19 protein-coding genes are annotated in these 22,218 nt (G+C 62.6%); 16 read left to right on the top strand and 3 right to left on the bottom strand.

All coding sequences use genetic code 11. The features are described 5' to 3' along the window. Positions 1-149 precede the first annotated feature (149 nt). Genes D1159_RS03260 through D1159_RS03230 form a run of 7 tightly spaced genes read left to right on the top strand, consistent with a single transcriptional unit; the run spans position 150 to position 6,159 of the window. Entirely contained in the window at positions 150-1,217 is a 1,068-nt protein-coding gene (locus tag D1159_RS03260) for an alanine racemase (RefSeq protein ID WP_161844266.1), read from the top strand. Between the two features lie 32 nt (positions 1,218-1,249). Beyond that, positions 1,250-1,693, top strand: coding sequence for a D-aminoacyl-tRNA deacylase (gene dtd, locus D1159_RS03255; protein ID WP_161844265.1), 444 nt, complete (start codon positions 1,250-1,252; stop codon positions 1,691-1,693). A 19-nt stretch (positions 1,694-1,712) separates the two neighbouring features. Next, positions 1,713-2,324 (top strand): MBL fold metallo-hydrolase, encoded by a 612-nt coding sequence (locus D1159_RS03250; protein WP_161844264.1) that lies wholly within the window; start codon positions 1,713-1,715, stop codon positions 2,322-2,324. Continuing rightward, positions 2,321-3,838: a coproporphyrinogen dehydrogenase HemZ gene (gene hemZ, locus D1159_RS03245; RefSeq protein WP_161844263.1), complete on the top strand. Its 1,518-nt coding sequence runs from the start codon at positions 2,321-2,323 to the stop codon at positions 3,836-3,838. Before D1159_RS03250 ends, hemZ begins: the two co-directional genes overlap by 4 nt. Before the next feature lie 14 nt (positions 3,839-3,852). Next, positions 3,853-4,806, top strand: a complete 954-nt coding sequence (locus D1159_RS03240; RefSeq protein ID WP_161844262.1) for a nucleoside kinase — start codon at positions 3,853-3,855, stop codon at positions 4,804-4,806. A gap of 51 nt (positions 4,807-4,857) precedes the next feature. Beyond that, the gene (locus D1159_RS03235; protein ID WP_161844261.1) at positions 4,858-5,682 is read left to right on the top strand and encodes an Mrp/NBP35 family ATP-binding protein; all 825 of its coding nucleotides are present in this window, start codon (positions 4,858-4,860) and stop codon (positions 5,680-5,682) included. Between the two features lie 3 nt (positions 5,683-5,685). Then, on the top strand, positions 5,686-6,159 hold the full coding sequence (locus D1159_RS03230; protein WP_161844260.1) for a GNAT family N-acetyltransferase: 474 nt from the start codon (positions 5,686-5,688) through the stop codon (positions 6,157-6,159). A gap of 66 nt (positions 6,160-6,225) precedes the next feature. Here D1159_RS03230 and D1159_RS03225 read toward each other — a convergent pair whose 3' ends face one another. Together D1159_RS03225 and D1159_RS03220 are read right to left on the bottom strand one after the other, a co-directional pair. Continuing rightward, positions 6,226-7,635: an amidohydrolase gene (locus D1159_RS03225; RefSeq protein ID WP_161844259.1), complete on the bottom strand. Its 1,410-nt coding sequence runs from the start codon at positions 7,633-7,635 to the stop codon at positions 6,226-6,228. 38 nt (positions 7,636-7,673) lie between these two features. After that, positions 7,674-9,062, bottom strand: a complete 1,389-nt coding sequence (locus tag D1159_RS03220; protein WP_161844258.1) for a solute carrier family 23 protein — start codon at positions 9,060-9,062, stop codon at positions 7,674-7,676. Between the two features lie 418 nt (positions 9,063-9,480). On the opposite strand from D1159_RS03220, the gene D1159_RS03215 reads away from it, so the two are divergent. The 6 genes from D1159_RS03215 (at position 9,481) to D1159_RS03190 (ending at position 18,092) form a co-directional block, all read left to right on the top strand. Then, complete coding sequence (locus D1159_RS03215; RefSeq protein ID WP_161844257.1) at positions 9,481-10,215, top strand: hypothetical protein; 735 nt, start codon at positions 9,481-9,483, stop codon at positions 10,213-10,215. A gap of 259 nt (positions 10,216-10,474) precedes the next feature. Further along, the gene (locus tag D1159_RS03210; RefSeq protein WP_161844256.1) at positions 10,475-12,640 is read left to right on the top strand and encodes a 5'-nucleotidase C-terminal domain-containing protein; all 2,166 of its coding nucleotides are present in this window, start codon (positions 10,475-10,477) and stop codon (positions 12,638-12,640) included. Between the two features lie 224 nt (positions 12,641-12,864). Beyond that, positions 12,865-13,365, top strand: a complete 501-nt coding sequence (locus D1159_RS03205; protein WP_161844255.1) for a MarR family transcriptional regulator — start codon at positions 12,865-12,867, stop codon at positions 13,363-13,365. Then, positions 13,350-15,089, top strand: a complete 1,740-nt coding sequence (locus D1159_RS03200) for an ABC transporter ATP-binding protein (RefSeq protein ID WP_161844254.1) — start codon at positions 13,350-13,352, stop codon at positions 15,087-15,089. The genes D1159_RS03205 and D1159_RS03200 overlap by 16 nt, the downstream gene beginning before the upstream one ends. After that, complete coding sequence (locus D1159_RS03195; RefSeq protein ID WP_161844253.1) at positions 15,089-17,161, top strand: ABC transporter ATP-binding protein; 2,073 nt, start codon at positions 15,089-15,091, stop codon at positions 17,159-17,161. Before D1159_RS03200 ends, D1159_RS03195 begins: the two co-directional genes overlap by 1 nt. Before the next feature lie 163 nt (positions 17,162-17,324). Next, positions 17,325-18,092 (top strand): SDR family oxidoreductase, encoded by a 768-nt coding sequence (locus D1159_RS03190; RefSeq protein ID WP_161844252.1) that lies wholly within the window; start codon positions 17,325-17,327, stop codon positions 18,090-18,092. A 143-nt stretch (positions 18,093-18,235) separates the two neighbouring features. Here D1159_RS03190 and D1159_RS03185 read toward each other — a convergent pair whose 3' ends face one another. Beyond that, positions 18,236-18,778 carry a methylated-DNA--[protein]-cysteine S-methyltransferase gene (locus tag D1159_RS03185; protein ID WP_161844251.1) on the bottom strand — a complete coding sequence of 181 codons (543 nt, stop codon included), beginning with the start codon at positions 18,776-18,778 and terminating at the stop codon, positions 18,236-18,238. A gap of 158 nt (positions 18,779-18,936) precedes the next feature. Here D1159_RS03185 and D1159_RS03180 point away from each other — a divergent pair, with 158 nt between their 5' ends. The 3 genes from D1159_RS03180 (at position 18,937) to D1159_RS03170 (ending at position 22,029) form a co-directional block, all read left to right on the top strand. Further along, positions 18,937-19,641 (top strand): hypothetical protein, encoded by a 705-nt coding sequence (locus D1159_RS03180; protein WP_161844250.1) that lies wholly within the window; start codon positions 18,937-18,939, stop codon positions 19,639-19,641. A 124-nt stretch (positions 19,642-19,765) separates the two neighbouring features. Beyond that, a complete protein-coding gene (locus D1159_RS03175) occupies positions 19,766-21,589 on the top strand; it encodes a FapA family protein (protein ID WP_161844249.1) in 1,824 nt (607 codons plus the stop codon). Between the two features lie 71 nt (positions 21,590-21,660). Beyond that, positions 21,661-22,029: a response regulator gene (locus D1159_RS03170; RefSeq protein WP_161844248.1), complete on the top strand. Its 369-nt coding sequence runs from the start codon at positions 21,661-21,663 to the stop codon at positions 22,027-22,029. The last annotated feature ends 189 nt before the right edge of the window (positions 22,030-22,218 follow it).

Genomic DNA, 22,218 nt, shown 5'->3' with positions numbered 1-22,218 from the left:
TTTGGCGGAAAAAAACAAGCGTTCTGCCGGGGGATAGGGGGCGCCTGCCTGCCGGTTGATTTTTGGGAATTGTTGACGCTCTGTGTCAAATTGGGTATAATGGGGGAGAAAAACCCTGGGCCATTTTTGAGAAAGATGAGGCGGGCGGGATGAAACTGCTGGTAATAGAGAAAAAGGCCTTGAAAAACAACATCGCCATTGTGAAGGAGCGGGCGGGGTCCGCCGCGATTTACGGCGTGGTCACCGGAGACGGCGGCGGGGCCGGCACAGTGGAGCTGGCCAAGCTCCTGCGGGACGAGGGCGTCCGCCGCTTCGCCGTGGCCGAGCCGGCCGAGGCCGCCGCCCTGCGCAAGGCGGGTCTGGTGGACGAGGAGATTTTGATGCTGCGCTCCACCACCGACCGCAAGGAGCTGGACCAGCTCATCGATCTCAACGTGGTGTGTACCGTGGGTTCAGTGGAATCCGGGCTGGCCCTCAACGGCACGGCGGAGGCCCGCTCCACCGTGGCGGAGGCCCACATCCAGGTGGACACCGGCCTGGGCTTCGGCGGCTTTCTTACCAACGAGCCGGAGAAGATCATCAATGTCTACCGCAATCTGCCCAACGTGGCGATTTCAGGCATCTATACCCAGGTCCACGCCAACCGGGTCAGCGGCCAGGACGCCTGCGCCGATCTGGACGTCTTCCGGCAGACCCTGGAGGCCATCCACAAGGCGGGGTTTGAAACCGGCGTGGTCCACGCCGCAGGCTCCTTCGCCCTGCTCCACTTCGACTTCGCCCGGATGGACGCGGTGCGGGCGGGGTCGGTGCTGCTGGGCCGGTGCCGCCGCCGGCGGGGGGACGGCCTGCTCCGGGTGGGCTACGGCGAGGTGAGCATTGAGGAAACCCGCTGGCTCCCCAAGGGCCACACCATCGGGTACGGCCGCCTGACCACCCTGAAGCGCCCCACCCGGGTGGCGGTGCTGCCGGTGGGGTACCAGAACGGCTTTGGCGTCTCCCACAGCCGGGACGCCGGCCTTTGGAGCACCCTGCGCCGCTGGTGGCGGGGGCGGCGGATCACCGTCCGGGTGGGCAGTCAGAAGGCCCGGGTGCTGGGCCAGATCGGCGCCATTGAAACTTTAGTCGATATCACCGATCTCAAATGCTCCGCCGGGGATCCGGTCTATTTTGACATCGATCCCCTGTACGCCAGGGGATTAAAACGGGAATACCGGTAATATCATTATTACAGAGGAGACGGGGAAGGATCATGCGCGCGGTTGTGACGAGAGTAAAAAACGCCCGGGTGGAGATTGACGGCCGGGTAAACGGCTCTATTGAACAGGGCTTTCTGGTGCTGCTGGGGGTGGGCCCCAACGACACCCCCGCCCAGGCGGAAAAGCTGGCGGATAAGGTGTGCGGCCTGCGGGTCTTTGAGGATGAGAACGGCAAGATGAACTTAAATCTGGCGGCGGTGGGGGGCGGTTTGCTGGTGGTGTCCCAGTTCACCCTGTACGCCGACACCAAGAGCCGCCGCCCCGGCTTCACCGGCGCCGCCCGGCCGGAGCTCGCCGTCCCCCTCTACGAGCAATTTATGGAGGCGTGCCAACAGCGGGGCTTCCCCGTAGCCCACGGGGAGTTCGGCGCGGATATGCAGGTCTTCTCCCAGAACGACGGGCCGGTGACTATCTTATTTGATACCGATACAATGTAATGCAGAAGAAAGGGACGCCATGGTAATTAAAACGCTGATTATGCCCACTCTGGGCACAAATTGCTATCTTATCGCCGACGAAGCGGCCAAAGTGTGCGCCGTCATCGACCCCGGCGATCCGGACCCCCGGATTCTGGCCGCAATCGAGGCGGAGGGCTGGACGTTGGCCTGCTTTTTGCTCACCCACGCCCACTACGACCACACCATGGGCCTGCCGGAGCTGCGCCGGGCCCTGCCTGATGTGCCGGTGTACGTCCACCCCGGGGACAAGGAGATGCCAAAGCCCTTTTTCCGCATCGCGGAGATAGGGCCCCTGACCTTCTATGAGGAGGGAGATCGGGTGGAGCTGGGGGAGATCACCCTCCAGGTGATGCATACCCCGGGCCATTCCCAGGGCAGCGTGGTGCTGCGGGCGGGGGACGTGCTCTTCACTGGGGACACCCTCTTCAAAGGCTCCATGGGCCGCACCGACCTGCCGGGGGGCAGCGATGAGGAGATGCGCCGCTCCCTGCGCCGCCTGGGCGCGCTGGAGGGGGACTTAAAGGTCCTCCCCGGCCATTCAGAGGCCACCACCCTGGACCATGAGCGCAAGTACAATTACCTGCTGAAAGAGGCCATGAAGGGCGGATGAGGATTTACTTTCAGGGGGACGCCGTCTCCCGGCACGACTTCCGCTACGCGGCGGAGCAGATGATGCTCACCCTCTTCCCCGGCCAGCGGCCGGAGTATCCCCAGGCCATGCCCGACGGCGAGGACAACGCAGTGGTACTCACCCTGGAGGAGACGGCGGACGGATTCACCGCCGCCGCCCAGGTCATGCTGGGAAGCCGGCGGGAAACCGCCGCATGCCAGTGCGGGAAGGCGGAATGCACCGGGGAGCTGGAGGAGTACCGCGCCCTTCAGCGGATTTTGAAGCTGGCCTTCTATCAGGCCGCCGCCGCCCTGCTGGGGAAGGAGCCCCCCTGGGGCGCCCTCACCGGGGTGCGGCCGGTAAAGCTGCCGGTGAAGGCCATGGCCCGGGGACTCACCCCGGAGCAGGCCCGGGAGGAGCTGATTCACACCTATCGGGTCTCCCCCGCCCGGGCGGACCTGGCCATGGACTGCGCCAGGGCCAGCGTGCGGGCCAAAGAGAGCCTGCGCGGGGACGAAGCCTCCCTCTATATCGGCATCCCCTTCTGTCCCACCCGGTGCGCCTACTGCTCCTTTGTGTCCGCGGACGTCCACCGCGCCCTCAGGCTGGTGGACCCTTTTCTGGAGGCGCTCCGGGAGGAGATCGCCCTCACCGGCGCGCTGCTGCGGGAGGCGGGGTATTTTGTCCGCACGGTCTACATCGGCGGCGGCACCCCCACCACCCTGAGCGCCCCCCAGCTGGACGCCCTTTTGGCCGCGGTGGGGGAATCCATTGACCTGTCCCGCTGCACCGAGTACACCGTGGAGGCCGGCCGGCCGGACACCATTACCTGGGAAAAGCTGGCGGCGCTGGCCCGGGGCGGGGTGCGGCGGGTGTCCGTCAACCCCCAGACCATGGAGGACCACGTGCTCCGGGCCATGGGCCGGGCCCACACCGCGGCGGACATCCTCCGCGCTTTCCAGCTGGTACGCCAGGCGGGGATCCCCTGCGTGAACATGGATCTCATCGCCGGACTGCCGGAGGACACGGCGGAGGGCTTCCGCCGCTCCCTGGACCAGATCCTGGCCCTGGAACCGGAGAATATCACTGTCCACACGCTGGCTCTAAAAAAGGGCTCCCGGCTGATGGGGGACGGCAGCGCTCCCGCTCCCAGGCTCCCCGATGCCCAGGCGGTGGACGAAATGCTCTCCTACGCCTGGTCCGCCCTGGGCCGGGCGGGGCAGGCCCCCTACTACCTCTACCGGCAGAAATATATGTCCGGCTCCTTTGAGAACGTGGGCTGGTCCGTCCCCGGGTGGGAGAGCTTATATAACATCTGCATGATGGAGGAGCTGCACCCCATTCTCGCCCTGGGCGGCGGGGGCGTCACAAAACTTATCCACCCCGCCACCGGCCGGATTGACCGGCTGGCGAATCCCAAATATCCCCAGGAGTACCTCCAGCGCCTGGAGCGGATCCGCCAGGACAAGCGCCGGGCGGCGGACTTCCTCGCCGGCCTGCGCAGGGGGAGATAAGGAAAGGAGATACCATGCCCTATCAGCTGCAAGACATTCTCCAAAGAACCCGCCAAGACCCCAAGGGGTTTCTCGCGGAGTGCGATGCGGTGTATCACCAGCGGGTGTCCGCCGCCGCGGATCGGATTCAGGAGCGGCTGGCGGAGGGGGGCAGCGGCATTGTGCTGCTCTCCGGCCCCTCCGGCTCCGGCAAGACCACCACCGCCCTCAAGCTGGAGGAGGAGCTGATCCGCCGGGGCGTGGGCACCCACGCCATCTCTCTGGACGACTACTTCAAAACCCCCGACCGGGCCACCGCGCCCCGCACCCCCGAGGGGGACATTGACTATGAATCCCCCCTGCTGCTGGACATGGTGCTGCTGGACGAGACCTTTACCAGGCTGGCCCAAGGGGAGGAGGTCATCATCCCCAAGTTCGAGTTCGCCCGCCAGATGCGCAACGACGCCCGGGGCCGCCCTCTGCGCCTGGGGAAGCAGGAGATCGCCATTTTTGAGGGCATCCACGCCCTCAACGACGATATCGCCGGCCGGCATCCGGAGGCCACGCGGCTGTATATCTCCGCCCGGTCCGACATTTTGGATGGGGCGCAGCTGCGCTTCAAGGGCACCTGGACCCGCATCACCCGCCGGGCCGTCCGGGACTACAATTTCCGGGGCACCGACATGGCCGCCACGCTGGAGATGTGGCACAACGTCCGCCGGGGGGAGAAGCGGTTTATCTCCCCCTTTAAAAACCGGGCCCATATCCTTCTGGACTCCTCGCTGCCCTACGAGGCGCCGGTATTTGCCCACTACACCGCCCCGCTGGCCGGCGCTCTCAGCGGGGTGTCTGAGCGCAACCCCCGCTGGCGGGAGCTCCACGATCTGGTGGACGCCTTTGGCTGGTTTGACCCCATCGACCCCGCCCTGGTGCCTCCCGGCGCCCTGATCCGGGAGTTTATCGGCGGCGGCACTTATCAATATAAATAGAAATCCCAGCCATACTATCTGTTACTATGTCAAAAGAAAGAAGGAAGTCCCATGTCTGAATGTACCCATGACTGCTCCTCCTGCGGCGAGAGCTGCGGGGAGCGGACCCAGCCCCAGAGCCTCCAGGCCCCGGCCCACGAGCTGTCCCACATCAAAAAGGTCATCGCCGTGGTCAGCGGCAAGGGGGGCGTGGGCAAGAGCCTGGTCACCTCCTCCCTGGCGGCGGCCATGCAGCGCCTTGGCAAGCGCTGCGGAATTCTGGACGCCGACATCACCGGCCCCTCCATCCCAAAGGCCTTCGGCATCCACACCCGGGCCGCCGGCAGCGAGCTGGGCCTCTACCCTGTGGAGTCCAAGGGGGGCATCCCGGTGATGAGCCTCAATCTGCTCACCGAGCACGAGACGGATCCGGTGGTGTGGCGGGGTCCCATCATCGCCGGCACGGTAAAGCAGTTCTGGACCGACGTCATCTGGGGGGAGCTGGACTATCTCTTTGTGGATATGCCCCCCGGCACCGGCGACGTGCCCCTCACCGTGTTCCAGTCCCTGCCGGTGGACGGCATCATCGTGGTCACCTCTCCCCAGGATCTGGTGAGCATGATTGTCACCAAGGCGGTAAAGATGGCGGAGCTGATGAATATCCCCGTGGTGGGCCTGGTGGAGAACTACAGCTATTTCCAGTGCCCCGACTGCGGCAAACAGCACCGGATTTTCGGCGAGAGCCACATCGACGCCGTGGCGGCGGAGCACAGCCTGAAGGTACTGGCCCGGCTGCCCATCGACCCCGCCCTGGCCGCCGCCAGCGACGCGGGGGAGATCGAGTCCATTGAGACCAATTATCTCGCCGGCGTCGCCGAACTGTTAGAGGCGCAGTAGGCCATGGTATTCCGGCAGGGAACGGCCGGGGACGCGGCGGCGGTCTTCGCCCTGATGAAAAAGCGCGTACGGTGGATGGAGCAGAAGGGGCTGCGCCAGTGGAATGAAAACGGCTACCTCGCCGCCTATCCGGAGGATTATTACGCCCGGCACATGGCCCAGTTTCTTGTGGCGGTGCAGGAGGAAAAAATTATGGCCGCGGCGGCGCTCTTTGACCGGGATGAGAACTGGGACGGGGATCGCCCCGCCCTATACCTGCACCACTTTGTCTCTGACCCAGACTGTCCGGGGGCGGGGGACGCCCTGCTCCGCCAGGCGGAGGCCCTCGCCCAGGTCAGAGGCATCCATGCCCTGCGGCTGGATTCTGACATTGACAACCGGGCCTTGGGCGCGTACTACGAAAGCCGGGGCTATCTCCCCCGGGGCACCTGCACCGACGGCCCTTATGTGGGGATCAAGCGGGAAAAGATACTCTGAAAACGTCAAAGAGGACGGGAATCCGCGGCGGATTCCCGTCCTCTTTTTCGTTACAGAATGGAGCTGTTAGCCGTAAGTGCGGTTCCACTTGTGGCCTTCCCGGCGGTTGGTGATCTTGCCCCGCTGGCACAGGTCCTCGGCGCACTTCTGTACCCTGCGGTAGATCTCCTTCTCGTCCTTGACGGTGGTGATGACGCCGTTTTCCATGACCACCCTGCCGTCCACAATCGCCCCCACGATGTTTTTGATGGAGGAGGAGTAGACCAGCGTGGACACGGGGTTGTGCATGGGGATGGCCTTGGGGCACTCCACCGGGTCAAAGATGACCAGGTCGGCCTTCTTGCCCGCCTCCAGGGAGCCGATCTCGTCCTCCATGCCCAGGGCCCGGGCGCCGTCGATGGTGGCCATCTCCAGCACCTTCTCGGCGGACATGGCCAGGGGGTCCCGGGTGGCCACCTTGTGCTGAAGGGCAGTGAACTTCATCAGCTCCACCATATCCTGGGCGTTGTTGGAGGCCGCGCCGTCCACGCCCAGAGAGACGGTAATGCCGTTTCTGAGCATCTTGGGCACGTCGGCCACGCCGGAGGACAGGTACTGGTTGGAGCAGACGTTGTGGGACACCTTCATGCCGTATTTCCTGGCCATGGCGATGTCCTTGTCGGTGAGGTAGCAGCAGTGGACCATCAGCACGTTGGGGCCCACAATGCCCAGCTCTTCCAGCAGCTCCGCGTCGGGCTTGCCGTGGAGCTCCTCCGCCGCGTCCCGGTCGAAGGGGGTCTCGGAGATATGTACGGTGAAGCCGGAGTGGTACTGTTGGGTCACCCGCCACAGCATCTCCAGGTTTTCCCGGCTGTTGGACCACATAGCGGCGGGGGCCACCCACACCTTGATGCGGCCGTCCTCGCTGTTGTGATAGGCCTTAAAAACCCGGTGCAGGTCGGCCTCTATCTCGGGGGTCTTCTGCATAATGCCCGGGTGGACGCCGAACTGGGCTCCGGTGTCCATGCAGCCCCGGCCCAGAATGCCCCGGATGCCCAGCTCACGGAAGGCGTCCACCACGCCGTCGGACAGCTCGCCCAAGGGGTGGGGGTACATGTAGTCCAGCATGGTGGTGATGCCGCTGTGCAGGCCCTCCATGCAGCCCAGCATGGCCGCCAGATAGCAGTCCTCCCGGGTCAGGTTGGTGGCGGCGGGGAAGGTCATGGTCTCCAGCCAGTCCTTGAGCACCATATCGTCTCCCAGGCCCTTGAGCAAAGTCTGGAACAGGTGGTTATGGGTGTTGACAAAGCCAGGGAAGACGATCTTCCCCTCCAGGTCGGTGACCTTGGCCGTGCCGGCGTACTTGGCCTCCAGGGCGGCGCTTTCCCCTACCTCCGCGATTCTGTTGCCCTCGATGGCCACAGCTCCGTGGAAAAAGACCTCCCGGTCGGGATTGACCGTGACAATAATACCGTTTTTCAGCAGGTGATCGATCATAGCGCGTCACTCCTTCATCAATATCTGGTTCACCGCGGTCAATCTATGCTGGCCTCGGCGTTCAGGTCCTCACGGGTCTTGGGCAGGACGATGTTCAGCACAATGGCGGTGAGGGCCACCAAAATAATGCTGGACTCGCCGAAGAACATCTGCACATAGCCGCCCACCGCGTCCAGGGTGTCCTTGGCGAAGGAGATGCCCAGGCCCAGAGTGAGGGAGATGCCGCAGATGAGCATGGAACGGCTGGTAAAGCGGCTCTTGGCCACCAGGCTCATGCCGGACATGGTGATCATGGAGAAGACCACCATGGTGGCGCCCCCCACCACGCAGTTGGGGATGGTGGACAGCACCGCGGCCAGTTTGGGGCAGAAGGCGGCCACAATCAGCGTCATGGCGCCGGTGCCCATCACCCAGCGGGAGCACACCTTGGTCATGGCCACAATGCCGGAGCACTGGCTGTAGGAGCCGGTGGCGAAGCAGTTGAAGACGGAGGCGAACATGCAGCCCACGGCGTTGCCCAGAATGCCGCCGGACAGCTCCTCGTCCTTGGGCTGGCGGCTCAGGCCGCCGGTGGCGGAGACGGTCATGTCTCCCACCATCTCCACCGCGTTGATGAAGTACAGCAAAATAAAGACCAGAATAATCGTGGGGTTGAAGGCCAGGGGCGCGCCGCCGCCGCCGAAAGCCAGGGGCTGGGGAATGGCGAACCACTTGGCTGCGGCGATGCTGGAGAAGTCGATCACCGGCACAATCCCCGCCACAGTGACCACCGCGGCGATGACATAGCCCGCCACAATGCCGATGAGCACCGCCGCGGCGTTGACCATCCCCTTGCCGAAGGAGGTACAGCCCACAATTACCAGGATCACGACTGCGCCGATGATCCAGTTGTGGGGCTGGCCCAGGTCGGGGGCGCCCTGCCCGCCGGCCAGGTTGTACGCGGCAATGGAGAAGCAGGAGATGCCGATGGAGACAATGATAGTTCCCGTCACAATGGGCGGGAAGAATTTGCGGATATAAGGCAGCACAAATGCTACAAAGACGGAGCTTAGGGCGGCCACAAGCTGGGCGCCGAAGAGCACCGGAAGGCCCAGTTCCCCATTGGTGGCCACCGCCAGGCAGATGGGCAGGAAGGTATAGGTCAGACCCATCATAACCGGCAGGCCGGAGCCGATGCGGATTTTCCCCAGCTTGATGGGGAATGCCTGAATCAAAGTGGCCACGCCGGCCCCCAGCACACAGCACTGGATGAGCAGGGTGGCGTGGTAGCTGTCCATTTCGGCGGCGTTTGCCACCAGAATCATGGGTACGATATTGCCCACGAACATGGCCAGCAGCTGCTGGAAGCCCAGGGGAAAGGCCTGGGCGAAGGACGGCCGTCCGTCCAGTTCATAGATCGCGTTTTTCTTACTGCTGCTCTGTTTCAAAGTAAACGATTCCCTCCAAAAGGATTGTCCGGCGGAGGGGACGGTCCCCTCCGATACTATCTCATCTCGTAGCGGACGGGGCGGCGCGGTCGGGAGAGCGCGGTGTACGCCGCCCGCCTGTGGACCCTGTAGATTTTCCGCCGAAGCGAAACGGCCCGGTCAGTATACAGGCTTGAGGGGGAGTAAGATGAGAAAAGAACTCCCTGCCCCCCGCGCATTCACTGCAAGCGCGGCTGAATTGACCTCCTTAATTCCTATAAATTATATTACATATTGTATCGCTTGTCCAGGTGAATTTGTTCCCTAGGGCCTGTTTTGCAAAACGCTCCGTTTATCTTGTAATTCCACGGGGATTCCGCTATAATTGGAAAAGAACGGGCCGCTGTGCGGCGCGGCCAAATAGAGAGGAGTGTTTCCCATGAAAATTAAAAAAACCGTCTTTGCCCTGGTGCTGGCTGTGGCCGCCGTGGTCAGCTTTGCCGCAGGCGCCGCTGCCGCCAGCAACCTCAAGGAGATCAAGGCTTTCCTGAGCTACGACATCACCATCAAGTACGACGGCGAGGAGCAGGTGATGACCGACGCCAACGGCGCGCGGATTTATCCCATCGTCTACAACGGCACCACCTACCTGCCCATCCGGGCCACCGCCACCCTGCTGGATGTCGGCGTGAATTGGGAGCAGGCCACCCAGACCATCCTGCTGGGCGATCCCGCCGACGGCGTGGACCTGATTGACACGCACAAGGCGTACTTCCTCACCGACGAGTACGGCCTGGGCGCCCGGCAGCTGCAGACCGCCGACAAGGAGAGCAAAGAGATCTCCGGCATCACCTGCTCCCACTGGCTTGCGCTGAATCTGGGCAGATACGCCGCCAAGAATTCCCTGTGCGCCGGCTCCTTCAACGTGGGGGGCAAATATGACACCGTGACCTTCCAGTATTACTCCGACAAGAACGTCACCCTGCGGGTGCTGGGAGACAACGACTCTGTCCTAGCCGAAATCCCCGTGACCGGCGGACAGGCCGCCCACTCCATCACGGTGGATCTCCACCAGAGCAGCCAGCTCACCTTCCAGGCGGAAAAGCTGATTGAGCCGGCCATCACCCAGGACCAGGACACCCACGTCTTTATCTTTGACGCGAGACTGAAATAAGAACGCTGTATTCCAAACCGCGAAACGCCGGCTTACCAGGCGTTCTGCCGCCCTGCCGCGGCAAACTCCCTTGGCAATCCGGCATCTCCCCGGTTATGAATACAAGTTCTAAGACCCGCACAGTTAAAAAGTTGGGAAGCGCCGCGGTGCTTCTCGACTTTTTTGCGCGGATGTGCTATACTGAACAAAGACAGCGCCTCCCTTTCACCAACAGACCTTCCGGCTGTGCCGGAACCGGACTCAAAAGGAGAAGATGTTTATGAGAAGAACGTCCCTGCGCAAGCTGCTGGCCAGCGTCCTGGCCGCCGGTATGCTGGCCTCTCTGGCGCCCGCGGCACTGGCCGCCGGGGAGGAGAGCGGCGATACCCGCGTCACCATCCTCGGCACCTCTGACACCCACAGCAACATCTGGGGCTTCGCCTACGAGGACAATCAGGAGAGCACCAACAACGGCCTGGCCCGGGTGTACACCTATGTGCAGTCCGTCCGGGCGGAAAATCCAAATACCCTGCTTATCGACAGCGGCGACACCATTCAGGGCACCATCCTCTCCGACGATATCTACAACAAGCAGGAGGGGGAGCACCCCATTATCTCCGCCATGAACTTTATGGGCTATGACGCCATGACCTTGGGCAACCACGAGTTCAACTTCGGCCTGGACCTGGTCAAGCGTCTGGAGGCGCAGGCTGACTTCCCCCTGCTGTCCGCCAACACTACCTACAAAGACAGCGGCGAGCACTTTGTGGGGGACTATGTGATTCTGGAGACCGGCGGGGTCAAGGTGGCGGTCATCGGCGTCACCACGCCCAATATTCCCACCTGGGACGGGGAAAAGGTGGACGCCCTGGCCTTTGAGGGCATGTCCGCCGCGGTGGACCGCTGCATCGACGCCATCGGCAATGAGGCAGACATTATTCTGGTCTCCTCCCACGCCGGCATGACCGCCGAGTTCGACGAGGACGGCGGCGCCGATTCCGCCCAGAAGATTCTGGAGGACAACCCTGAGGTAGACGCCATGTTCGTGGGCCATTACCATATTGTGGTCAACGACAAGTACGGCGAGGTGCCGGTGGGCGGCGCCCGCAACGGCGGCCGGGATGTGGTCCGCTTCGACTTTACCCTCAATGCCGATAAGGAGATCACCGGCATCACCACCGACGTGGTGGATATGGCCAACTATGAGCCGGACGCCTCCCTGCGGGCCCTCCCCATTGTGAAAGAGGCCCATGAGAAGACCATCGCCTTCATCAGCGGCGGCGGCGGGGGCGACGGCGAACAGGGCGGCGGCATTCTGGGCAGCACCACCGCCAGGTTCCAGCCGGAAAACGAGATCGCCGGCCTGCCGGAGGGCAAGCTGCGCGACACCGCCGTGATGGATCTCATCAACAAGGTACAGCTGGAGAACTCCGGCGCCGACGTGTCCGCCGCCGCCCTGTTCAAGGACACCAGCGACCTGCCGGAGGGGGACATCAACTACGGCAACATCTTCAATATCTACAAGTTTGACAACACCCTGTACCGGGTGCCTGTCACCGGCGCGGAGCTGAAAGCCTACATGGAGTGGTCCGCCGAGTGCTATAACCAGTGGGTCCCCGGGGACATTAACCTCTCCTTTGATCCCGAGTACCCCGGCTATCTGTACGATATGTTCGCCGGCGTGGACTACGAGATCGACCTGTCCCAGCCCAAGGGGGAGCGGATCAAGAACGTCATGTTCAAGGGCGAGCCCCTCAAGGACGACCAGGAGCTCACTTTGGCCGTAAACAACTACCGCTACTCCTCCGCCCTGAAGACCGGCGGTCTGGTGGCCGGCAAGCGGGAGTGGGAGTCCCCCAACTCCATCCGCGACATGCTGGTGGCCTACTTCGCAGAGCACTCCCCCGTGGCTCCCGAGGTGGACAATAACTGGAAGATCGTGGGCGTTGACCTGAGCGAGGACGACCCCCGCCGGGCGGAGATCATCGGCTACATCAACGCCGGCCTGCTGGACGCCCCCTATGACAAGAGCTACAACCTGGCCGACTACGACGCCCTTGTGGCTCAGGCGGAGGCCAACCAGGCCGCCGTCACCGTGGACGGCGAGGCAAAGGACGTGTCCCTCGCCAACGACGCCCAGGGCAACACCTACTACCGCCTGCGCGACCTGGCCAGCGTCCTCAGCGGCACCTCTGTCCAGTTCAATGTGGAGTGGTCCGGCGGTGTGGTAATCACCACCGAGACCGCCTACACCGGCGGCGCCCTGGCCGCCGCCGAGACCGCCGCTGCCGATGCCCTTACCCTCCAGTTTACCCTGGACGGCGCCTCCGCTGAGACCGCCGCCGTTGTGGTGGCCGGCAATTACTACGTCACCGCCGATTTCCTTACCGCTCTGTCCGTCAACGCTTCCACAGCGGACGGCGTACTCGCTATCACCACCAAATAAATTAATGACAGCCTGAAACCTGGGGCGCGTCTTTTAGACGCGCCCCAGGTTTTTTATCCCTCCAAATCCTCCTCCGGCTTGCAGGACGCTGCCGCCGCGGGGTTGGACACAAATTATTTACATTTCCCCGGTTGACAAAAAAATGGATCTCCCGTAAAATAGGTAAGCGTCTTAATCATTAACCTATTAACGGATTGCGCACATCTGCAAGGAGGTGCTCAGATATGGAGCGCAAGACTGAGGCGTCCGGTATGCTGTTCCACTCCCTCAACCGGGCCTTTCACAACGCCCTTCAGGCGGAGATGGCAGCGGCCGGCCTGGGGGATTTCGGCTCTCCCCCCATTCTGCTGTTTCTTCTGGAGCGGCACTGCGGCGGCAAGCCCCCCGCCCAGCGTGAGCTGGCGGAGCAGCTCCACATCAGCCCCGCGGCGGTGGCCATGTCCCTGAAATCCCTGGAGCGGGGCGGCTACATTGAAAAGCGGATGGACCCCCAGGACCAGCGGTGCAAGCGGGTGAGCATTACGGAAAAGGGTTCCCAGGCCCTGGCCACCTGCTTTCAGGTCTCCGCCCGGGTGGAGGAGCGGATGTTTGACGGCTTCACCCCGGAGGAGTGCCGGCAGCTGGCCGACTATCACTGGAAAATGCTCCGCAATCTCCGGGGCGGCGACCGTCCGGAGACGCTATTCCAACTGGAAAGGAAGGATCCACCATGCTCAAAAAATTAGCGTCCTATCTTGGCGAGTACAGGAAGTACGCGATTCTCACCCCCCTGCTGGTCATTCTGGAGGTCATCTGTGAGCTGGCCCTCCCCCGGTTCATGGCCAACATCGTAAATGTGGGCATTGCCGGGGACGACCTGCCCTATATTCTGAAAATGGGGGGCATTATGCTGGTGCTGGCCCTGTGCAGTATGCTGTGCGGCATGTTCGCCGCCAAATTCGCCGCCATCGGCGGGCAGGGCTTTGGCGCCAACCTCCGCCGGGGGATTTATAACAAGGTGCAGGAATTTTCCTTTTCCGACATTGACCGGTTCTCCTCCGCCTCCCTCATCACCCGGATCACCAACGACGTCAACGCCATTCAGATGATGGTGACGATGGGCCTGCGGATGCTCACCCGCTCGCCGGTGATGCTCATTGCCGCCCTCTTTGTGGCGATGAGCATTAACGCCCGGCTGGCCCTGGTGCTGCTGGTGGTGATTCCCCTGATGGCCCTGGCGGTGGGCCTGCTGATGAAGATCTGCAACCGGCTGTTTGATCAGATGCAGCGGAAAATTGACGCGCTGAACAACACGGTGCAGGAAAATCTGGTGGCCATCCGGGTGGTAAAGGCCTTTGTCCGGGCCGGCTATGAGAAAACCAAGTTTAAAAAATCCAACGACGAGCTGACTCAGGCCACCCTCACCGTGGATCTGCGCATTATTCTGATGATGCCCATTATGACCATTGCCCTCAACGCCGCCACCGCCGCGGTGCTCTACCTGGGTGGGACCCAGGTAATGGGGGGCTCCATGCTCATCGGCGACCTGTCCTCCTTTATCACCTACATTTTCCAAATCCTCATGAGCGTGATGATGGTGGCTATGAGCCTGCTCCAGCTCTCCCGGTCCATCGCCTGCGCCCGCCGCATTGACGAGGTGCTGGAGACCCGGCCCTCCATTCAGGAGCGGCCCCGGACGGAGCCCATCTCCCTCCCCGCCCCCCGGGGACAGGTGGAGTTTGACCACGTCCACTTCAAGTACCAGGCCGCGGGCACCGGGGACGACGTGCTGGAGGACATCCACTTCACCGTGGCCCCCGGGGAGTTTGTGGCCATTGTGGGGGGCACCGGCACGGGGAAATCCTCGCTGGTGAACCTGATCCCCCGGTTCTACGACGTCACCGGCGGTGCCGTCCGGGTGGACGGGGTGGACGTGCGGGACTACCCGCTGGACGTTCTGCGGGCGCGGATCGGCATGGTGCTGCAAAACAACGTCCTTTTCTCCGGCACCGTGCGGGAAAATCTGCTCTGGGGCCGGCCGGACGCCACGGAGGAGGAGATGATCCAGGCGGCGAAAAACGCCCAGGCCTACGACTTTATCATGGGCCTGCCGGAGGGGTTTGACACCTGGCTGGACCAGGGGGGCGTCAACGTCTCCGGCGGGCAGAAGCAGCGCCTGTGCATCGCCCGGGCCATGCTCCGCCACCCCGCCATCCTCATCCTGGACGACTCCACCTCCGCCGTGGACAGCGCCACCGAGTCCGCCATCCGCCAGTCCTTCTCGGACAATCTGGCGGGGACCACCGTGATCATCATCGCCCAGCGGATCAGCTCCGTCCAGTACGCCGACCGCATTCTGGTGCTGGACGACGGGCGGGTGGCCGACACCGGCACCCATGACGAGCTCATGGCCCGCAGCGCCATTTATCAGGAAATTTATCAGTCCCAGCAGGAAGGGGTGCAGCAGTAATGGCAGAAAACAGAACAGGATCCGGCCCCCGGGGCCGCGGCCGCAATCGGGGCGGCTTTCAGAAGCCCAAGGATCTCAAGCGCACCGTGGGCCGCCTGATGGGGTATATCGGACAGCGCAAGTCCCTGCTGGCCCTGGTGGGGGTGTGCCTGCTCCTGTCGGTGGGCACCAACCTGGCCGGCTCCGTCTTTGTCAACCAGGTGATCATCAACGGCATCACCTATGGCCAGTACGCCGGCCCCGGGGGCCTGCTCCTGGACATGGTAAAGCTTATCTGCATCTACGCTGTGGGCTGGGTGGCCACCTACAGCCAGTCCGCCGTTATGGTCCGTCTGGCCCAGCGGGGCACCAACCGCCTGCGGCAGGATCTGTTCGACCACCTCCAGACGCTGCCCCTGAGCTACTTTGACCAGCACACCCACGGGGAGCTGATGAGCCGCTTTACCAACGATGCGGACAACGTCCAGTTCGCCCTGGAGCAGAGCGTGGTGTCCATGTTCTCCAGCCTGTTTATGTTCGTGGGCATTGTGGTGGTGATGCTGGTGGTCAGCCCCCTGCTGTTCCTGGTGAGCGTGTTCACTTTGGGCTCCACCTTCCTGGTGTTCAAGGTCTTCGGCGGCCGCAGCCGCAAGTATTATCAGGCCCAGCAGGCCGCCCTGGGGGCGGTGAACGGCAACATCCAGGAGACCATCGAGGGCCTTAAAGTGGTGAAGGCCTTCACCCACGAGGAGCAGGCCAAGGCCCGCTTCGCCCAGCTCAACGAGGAGTACCGCGCCGCCGCCACCAGCGCCAGCTTCTACTCCACCGCCGTCATGCCCATCGCCATGAATATCATGAACGTGGGCTATGCCCTCACCGCCGCGTTCGGCGGCATCCTGTCCATCGCCGCCGGCCTGCGCATGGGCTCCTTTACCCTCTACCTCCAGTTCTGCCGCCAGGTGGGCCAGCCCATGAACCAGATCTCCCAGCAGCTCACCAACGTCCTGGCCGCCCTGGCCGGCGCGGAGCGGATTTTTGAGGTCATCGACACCCCGCCGGAGGAGGACAGGGGCGCTGTCACTCTGGTCCCCGTCAGTGTGGGGGAGGACGGCGTGCTGTCCATCTGGACCGGCAAGGCCAGCAAGAAGGGCCACTGGGCGTGGAAGACCCCCCGGACCGCGGGGATGGAGCTGGTCCCTGTGGAAAAGGGGGCGGACGGGACTCTGGTCCAGCTGGAAAGGGAGCGCCCCGGCTGCCGCTGGGCGTGGAAGTATCCCGATCCGGACGGAACGGTGTCCCTCCACCTCATCCGGGGGGCGGTGCGCAATCTCCCCGGGGAGGATTACTGCCTCAACGAGCTCAAGGGCTCTGTGCGCTTCCGCGGGGTGGACTTCTCCTACGTCCCCGGCAAGCGGATTTTAAAGGATGTGTCCGTCTATGCCGACCCGGGGCAGAAGATCGCCTTCGTGGGCTCCACCGGCGCAGGCAAGACCACCATCACCAACCTCATCAACCGGTTTTACGAGATCGAGGGGGGCATGATCACCTTTGACGGCATCAACATCCAGTCCATCGCCAAGGACGACCTGCGCACCGCCCTGGGGGCCGTGCTTCAGGACACCCACCTCTTCACCGGCACCATCATAGACAACATCCGCTACGGCCGGCTGGACGCCACCGACGAGGAGTGCGTCGCCGCCGCCAAGAGCGCCAACGCCCACTCCTTTATCCGCCGCCTGCCGGAGGGATATCATACCATGGTCACCGGGGACGGGGCCAACCTCTCCCAGGGCCAGCGGCAGCTGCTGGCCATCGCCCGGGCCGCCGTGGCTGACCCGCCGGTGATGATCCTGGACGAGGCCACCTCCTCCATCGACACCCGCACCGAGGCCCTCATCCAAAAGGGCATGGACGCCCTCATGGAGGGCCGCACCGTCTTTGTCATCGCCCACCGGCTGTCCACTGTGCGCAACTCCAACTGCATTGTAGTGATTGAGGGAGGGCAGATCGAGGAAAAGGGCTCCCACGAGGAGCTGCTGGCCCAGCAGGGCCGGTACTACCGCCTCTACACTGGCCAGTTCCAGCTGTCCTAGGGACCTGCCGCCCGATCCGCCGCAGATGTCGCTAAAATACGAAGTTCAAATTTTGTTCTTTTGAGTTATATTTCCTCTTGTCCAATGCGAATAAAACTGATATAATAAGTTCAACAGGGAAAACTCATCGTATGATTTCAAAAAATAAACGGAGGCGACTGACATGGCGAACATGCAGGGCAAGGTAGTACTCATCACAGGCGGCGGCAAGGGCGGCGGTATTGGCTATGGACTGTCCACGGCGTTTGCCAAGGAGGGGGCTAATCTGGTCATCACCGGCCGCAACACCAAGAAGCTGGACGACGCCAAGGAGGAGCTGGAGCGCCTGTACGGCGTGAAGGTGCTGTGCTGTCAGGCGGACGGCGGTGTGGAGGAGCAGGTGGCCGGGGTCATCCGGCAGACCATCGACACCTTCGGCCGGCTGGACGCGGTGGTCAACAACGCCCAGAACTCCGCCTCCGGCGTGATGCTGGCCGACCACACCAAGGAGCAGTTTGATCAGGCCATCTTCTCCGGCCTGTACGCCGCGTTCTTCTACATGAAGCACGCCTACCCCTATCTGAAGGAGACCCAGGGCTCGGTGGTGAACTTCGCCTCCGGCGCGGGCCTGTTCGGCAAGCCGGGGCAGAGCTCCTACGCCGCCGCCAAGGAGGGCATCCGCGGCCTGACCCGGGTGGCCGCCACCGAGTGGGGCCCCGCGGGGATCAACTGCAACATCATCTGTCCCCTGGTGATGACCGACGCCCTGGCCAAGTGGAAGGAGGCCTATCCCGAGGTCTACGAGCAGACCATCAAGGGCATTCCCGCCGGCCGCTTCGGCGACCCGGAAAAGGACATCGGCCGTACCTGCGTCTTCCTGTGCTCCCCGGACGCCAAGTATATCTCCGGCGAGACCATCACCATGCAGGGCGGCAGCGGCCTGCGTCCCTAGAAGTTTGAATATTGCGCCCGCCTTTCCGCATAACTTGACTGCCGCTCTTGGCGGGAGATTTCTTTGCCGGACCAGGCAAAAAGCGATGCGTAAAAGCCGTAAAAAAAGCGAGGACAGCCCGCCGCTGTCCCCGCTTTTTTGTTTTACCCCACACTCCCCCGCTTGGGGCGGAACAGGCCGGTCATGTCCGCGCCCTCGTGGGTCAGGAGCCAGATTTTCTTATCCAATCCCCCGGCGTAGCCGGTGAGGCTTCCCCCGCTGCCCGCCACCCGGTGGCAGGGGATGATAATAGAGATGGGGTTGTGTCCCACCGCGCCGCCCACCGCCTGGCCGGACATGGTCCTGCGCCCCTGCTGTTCTGCGATTGCGCGGGCAATGGCGCCGTAGGTTGTTACTTCTCCGTAGGGGATGTCCAGAAGGAGCTTCCACACCGCCTGGCGGAAAGCGCTGCCGGCGGGGGCCAGAGGGAGCTCCCCCGGGCTGGGCCGCCCTCCGGCAAAGTAACGGTCCAGCCAGTCCTTTGTCTGGGCGAAGATGGGTGCAGCCCCATGGGAGCCGGAGACCACCGGCAGGGTGCTGGGAAAATACTTCTGCCCCGCCAGCCACAGGCCCACCAGCCGTCCCGCCCCGTCGCAGGCCAGGGTCAGCTCCCCGATGGGGGATAAATACCGCGCGGAATCATACATCGCCGTTCCTCCTCTCCGTTTTTCTCCATTGTAGCACAAGCGCAGGACAGAGACAAGCGCGGCGCCAGAACAGGCCCGCCGATTGAACCCAAGGAGGAACTATGCTATAATCAGCGCGATCAGCAATCCATCTATATGGAATGGAGGGTGAGACAGAGATGGGCGTTGACTTGAATTTCTGGCGGTACCGGGAGGGGGTGTATCTGGATAACGGGGCGGTGTACCAGATGGCCTGCTGCGAGAACGAGCATATTGACGGTCTGGACCTCCTGCCGGTAGAGGATATTTTGAGGGAGACCGCGGCGGTGTTCCAGGACTGGGACAGGCTGGATCCGTTCAGCTATGAAAAAAACGGCCGCAGCGCCTTTCAGATTTCAGCCGCCGCTCAGGCTGTCCGCTTTGACTGTTACTGCATGGAACCGGCGGATATGAGGCGCTTTTCCTCCCTGATGGCAAAATTCGGGTGCCCCCTGTACGACCCGCAGCTGGGAGTTCGCTTTGATAAAATCGCGGCCTTCTTCACCGGCGAGGCGGGGGAGTACGCAGCCCAGGGGAAACAGGAGCTCTCCCGCCTGCTCCCGGGGCTGGAGGTAGACACATGGGTGGGAACCTGGGAGGAATCGGCGCGTCTTGCAAAGACCCTTCCCTGCATCCAGTACCACGGGACGATCCACCGGGCGAAGACTCTGACAAAGGCCACCTCCTTCCTCCAGTTTGGCCGTGCCTGGGCAAACCGCCCCTGCCAGTGCAAAACCGCCCAGCTGGCCCAGGAGGATACCGCCCGTCAAATTCTGGGGGAATTGCTGTGTAAATCCATTCAGCGGGTTGTGGAGGATGCCCGCGCCAAAACCTATTACGCATAAGCGGGCACGGCTTTTCGGGGCGTGTTCCGGCTTGTCCCGCGATTGACAGACAAAGACGCCCAGTGTACAATAAGAATGGTAATGTATAGAGTAAGTCAATATTAAGGGGAGGGGGAGTTTCGGAATGTCAATTAAGGAAAAGCTGACATCCATCCTGTTCAGTCAGAAGTCTGACAAGACCCCAGCGGAAGCGGAACAGGAGCGGACCGGGCCCGTGGTGGAGAAGGCGCCTGAGTTTTCCGGCGGCAGCGTGTCAAATCCGGCCCTGTTGGAGATTCCGGCGGAGCATCCGCTCAACCAGCTGTACAACCACCGCCGGCATGAGGCCGGCTACCTGCCTGCGCCCCGCATCTGCCTGGACGAGGACGGCGCCCTTCCCCCGGATGTGGTGCAGAAGGAGAAAGCCCGGCTGAGAACGGTGCTGACCGGGGCGTGCAGCGCCCGCCTGAGAGAGGCCAAGGGCCAGAACAAGAAGAAGGGGCCCAAGGATCCCAAGGCCCAAAGCGCCAAGGCGCACCCGGAGAAAAAGGGCGGCCACAAGGAACAGAAGACGGAGCCGGAGGCCAGCCCGCCCTGCCTGGATGCCCTCCCCTGCTTCTTCGTCTCCGCGGATAAGCTCTACGCATGGGTGATGGTGTTCCCCCCTGTGGGAAAGGGGGCGGAGCTGTCCCGCGACATGCTCTATCAGGCCCTGTCCGCCCAGGGAATCACTTTCGGGGTGGACACCCGCTTGGCCGACCATCTGTCCCACAGTGAAAAGCGCTACTTCCACCTGTACCTGATTGCCAGGGGGAAACCGGCTTTCGACGGGAAGAACGGCAATATTGTGGATAACTTTCCCCGGGTTATTGAGCGGGTGCTGGAGGTAGACGAATTCGACCAGGTGGACTACACCGCCCTGAACCTGATCCACAACGTGGAGGAGGGGCAGGAGATCTGCCGCCTGATCAAGCCCACAGAGGGCGAACCGGGGCGGACCGTGCTGGACCAGGAGATCCCCGCCAAGAGCGGGACCTCCGTTCCCCTGCCCAAGGGCAGGAATACGGAGATCAGCGAGGATGAAACCCAGCTGCTGGCCACCATATCCGGCTCCGTGGAGTTCACCGGGCGGAGCTTTCAGGTCAACCCGGTGCTGGATATTCCCGGGGATGTGGATTTTTCCACCGGAAACCTCAACTTTATGGGGGACATCAACATCCAGGGCAACGTAATCAGCGGCTTTACTGTCCGTGCGATGGGAAATATCCACATCGCCGGCGTGATCGAGGCGGGGAGCACGGTGGAGGCCGGGGGCGATCTGGCCGTGGTAAAGGGAATCTTGGGGGACGGGTCCACAACGGTCCAGGTCCACAGGAACATTTTCTCCAAATATGTGGAAAACGCCACCATCTGTGTGCGGGAGAATTTGCAGACCGACTGCATTATCGGCAGCAATATCTACTGCGGCGGCGAGGTGATCGTCCGCTCCGGACGGGGCAGCATCATGGGCGGCCGGGTGTGGGCGGCCATGAAGGTGAATGCCAACGTGGTAGGCTCCCCGTCGGAGTGCAAGACCTCCATTATCCTCGGCGGAAAGCCCTGCGCCAGCTTCGAGTGGGAGATCACACAGAAGGAAGTCAACCGTCTGGAGATGGAGCTGGAAAAGCTGGAGTGCCAGATTGACAGTCCGGCGAAATCCAGCCTGCTGAGCAAGACAAAAATCAAGCTGGCTATTGCCAAGCTGAAGCTCCAGCAGATGGAGGACCCCCTGGAGAGCGCCGCAAAGGAGCGGGAACAAAAGCAGGAGCTCAGGCCGGGGAAGCGGGAAAAGAAGGACCCCGGCCGGCTGGAGTGCAGCATCGCCTACCCCGGCACAAAGCTGCGCTTTGGGGAGGAGGTGCTCCGCCTGCACCAGATCTCCCGGCAGTGCATCGCCACGCTGGTAGAGGGCGAGATTGTCCTGATGTAGTTCTGAGCAGTTCCGCCGCTTCTGCGCATTTAAAATAAATAGAAAGGTTAACAGAAAGAGGGAAATGTCCGATGAAAAAGCGACTGATGGTTGTAGATGATTCCCAGGGAACGGAGATTCAAATCCGCACTCTGCTGGACAACTCCGGGTTTGAAGTCGCCGCTTACTGTGAAAATGGCGAAGACGCGATCCGCTGTTACGAGGAGATCCAGCCGGATGTGGTGACCATGGACATCATCATGCCTGGAATCGACGGCCTGGAGGCCGCCCAGATCATTTTGCAGGAGCATCCCGATGCGAGGATTGTGGTTATCTCGGCCCTCCATGACGACGAGGCCGTTCACGACGCCAAGGCAATTGGGGCAATGGCCTTTCTCCACAAGCCCATTACCCGGGAAAAGCTGCTGCAGGCCCTGAGCCGGGCTGCCGAGTCTGTTTAACGCCTGCCGGCAGACTTGGGATCCCCCGCCCCTCTTTAATAACTGCCGTCCCCTATGCGGGCCGTGTCCGCATAGGGGACTTTTGTCTGCCGCCGGGGCGCCTGGCGTCTGCTTAAAAACCCGCGCAATGGCCAAGGGGAAAATAATTCCTCTGACAGGCAATCTTCTGGATGTCTGCATAAAAGGGGG

The sequence above is a fragment of the Pseudoflavonifractor sp. 524-17 genome (assembly GCF_009935845.1).
In the GTDB taxonomy this organism is placed as follows: domain Bacteria; phylum Bacillota; class Clostridia; order Oscillospirales; family Oscillospiraceae; genus Pseudoflavonifractor_A.
The sequence above is the reverse complement of the archived record's forward strand: the minus strand, read 5'-3'. Positions and strand labels throughout refer to the sequence as shown.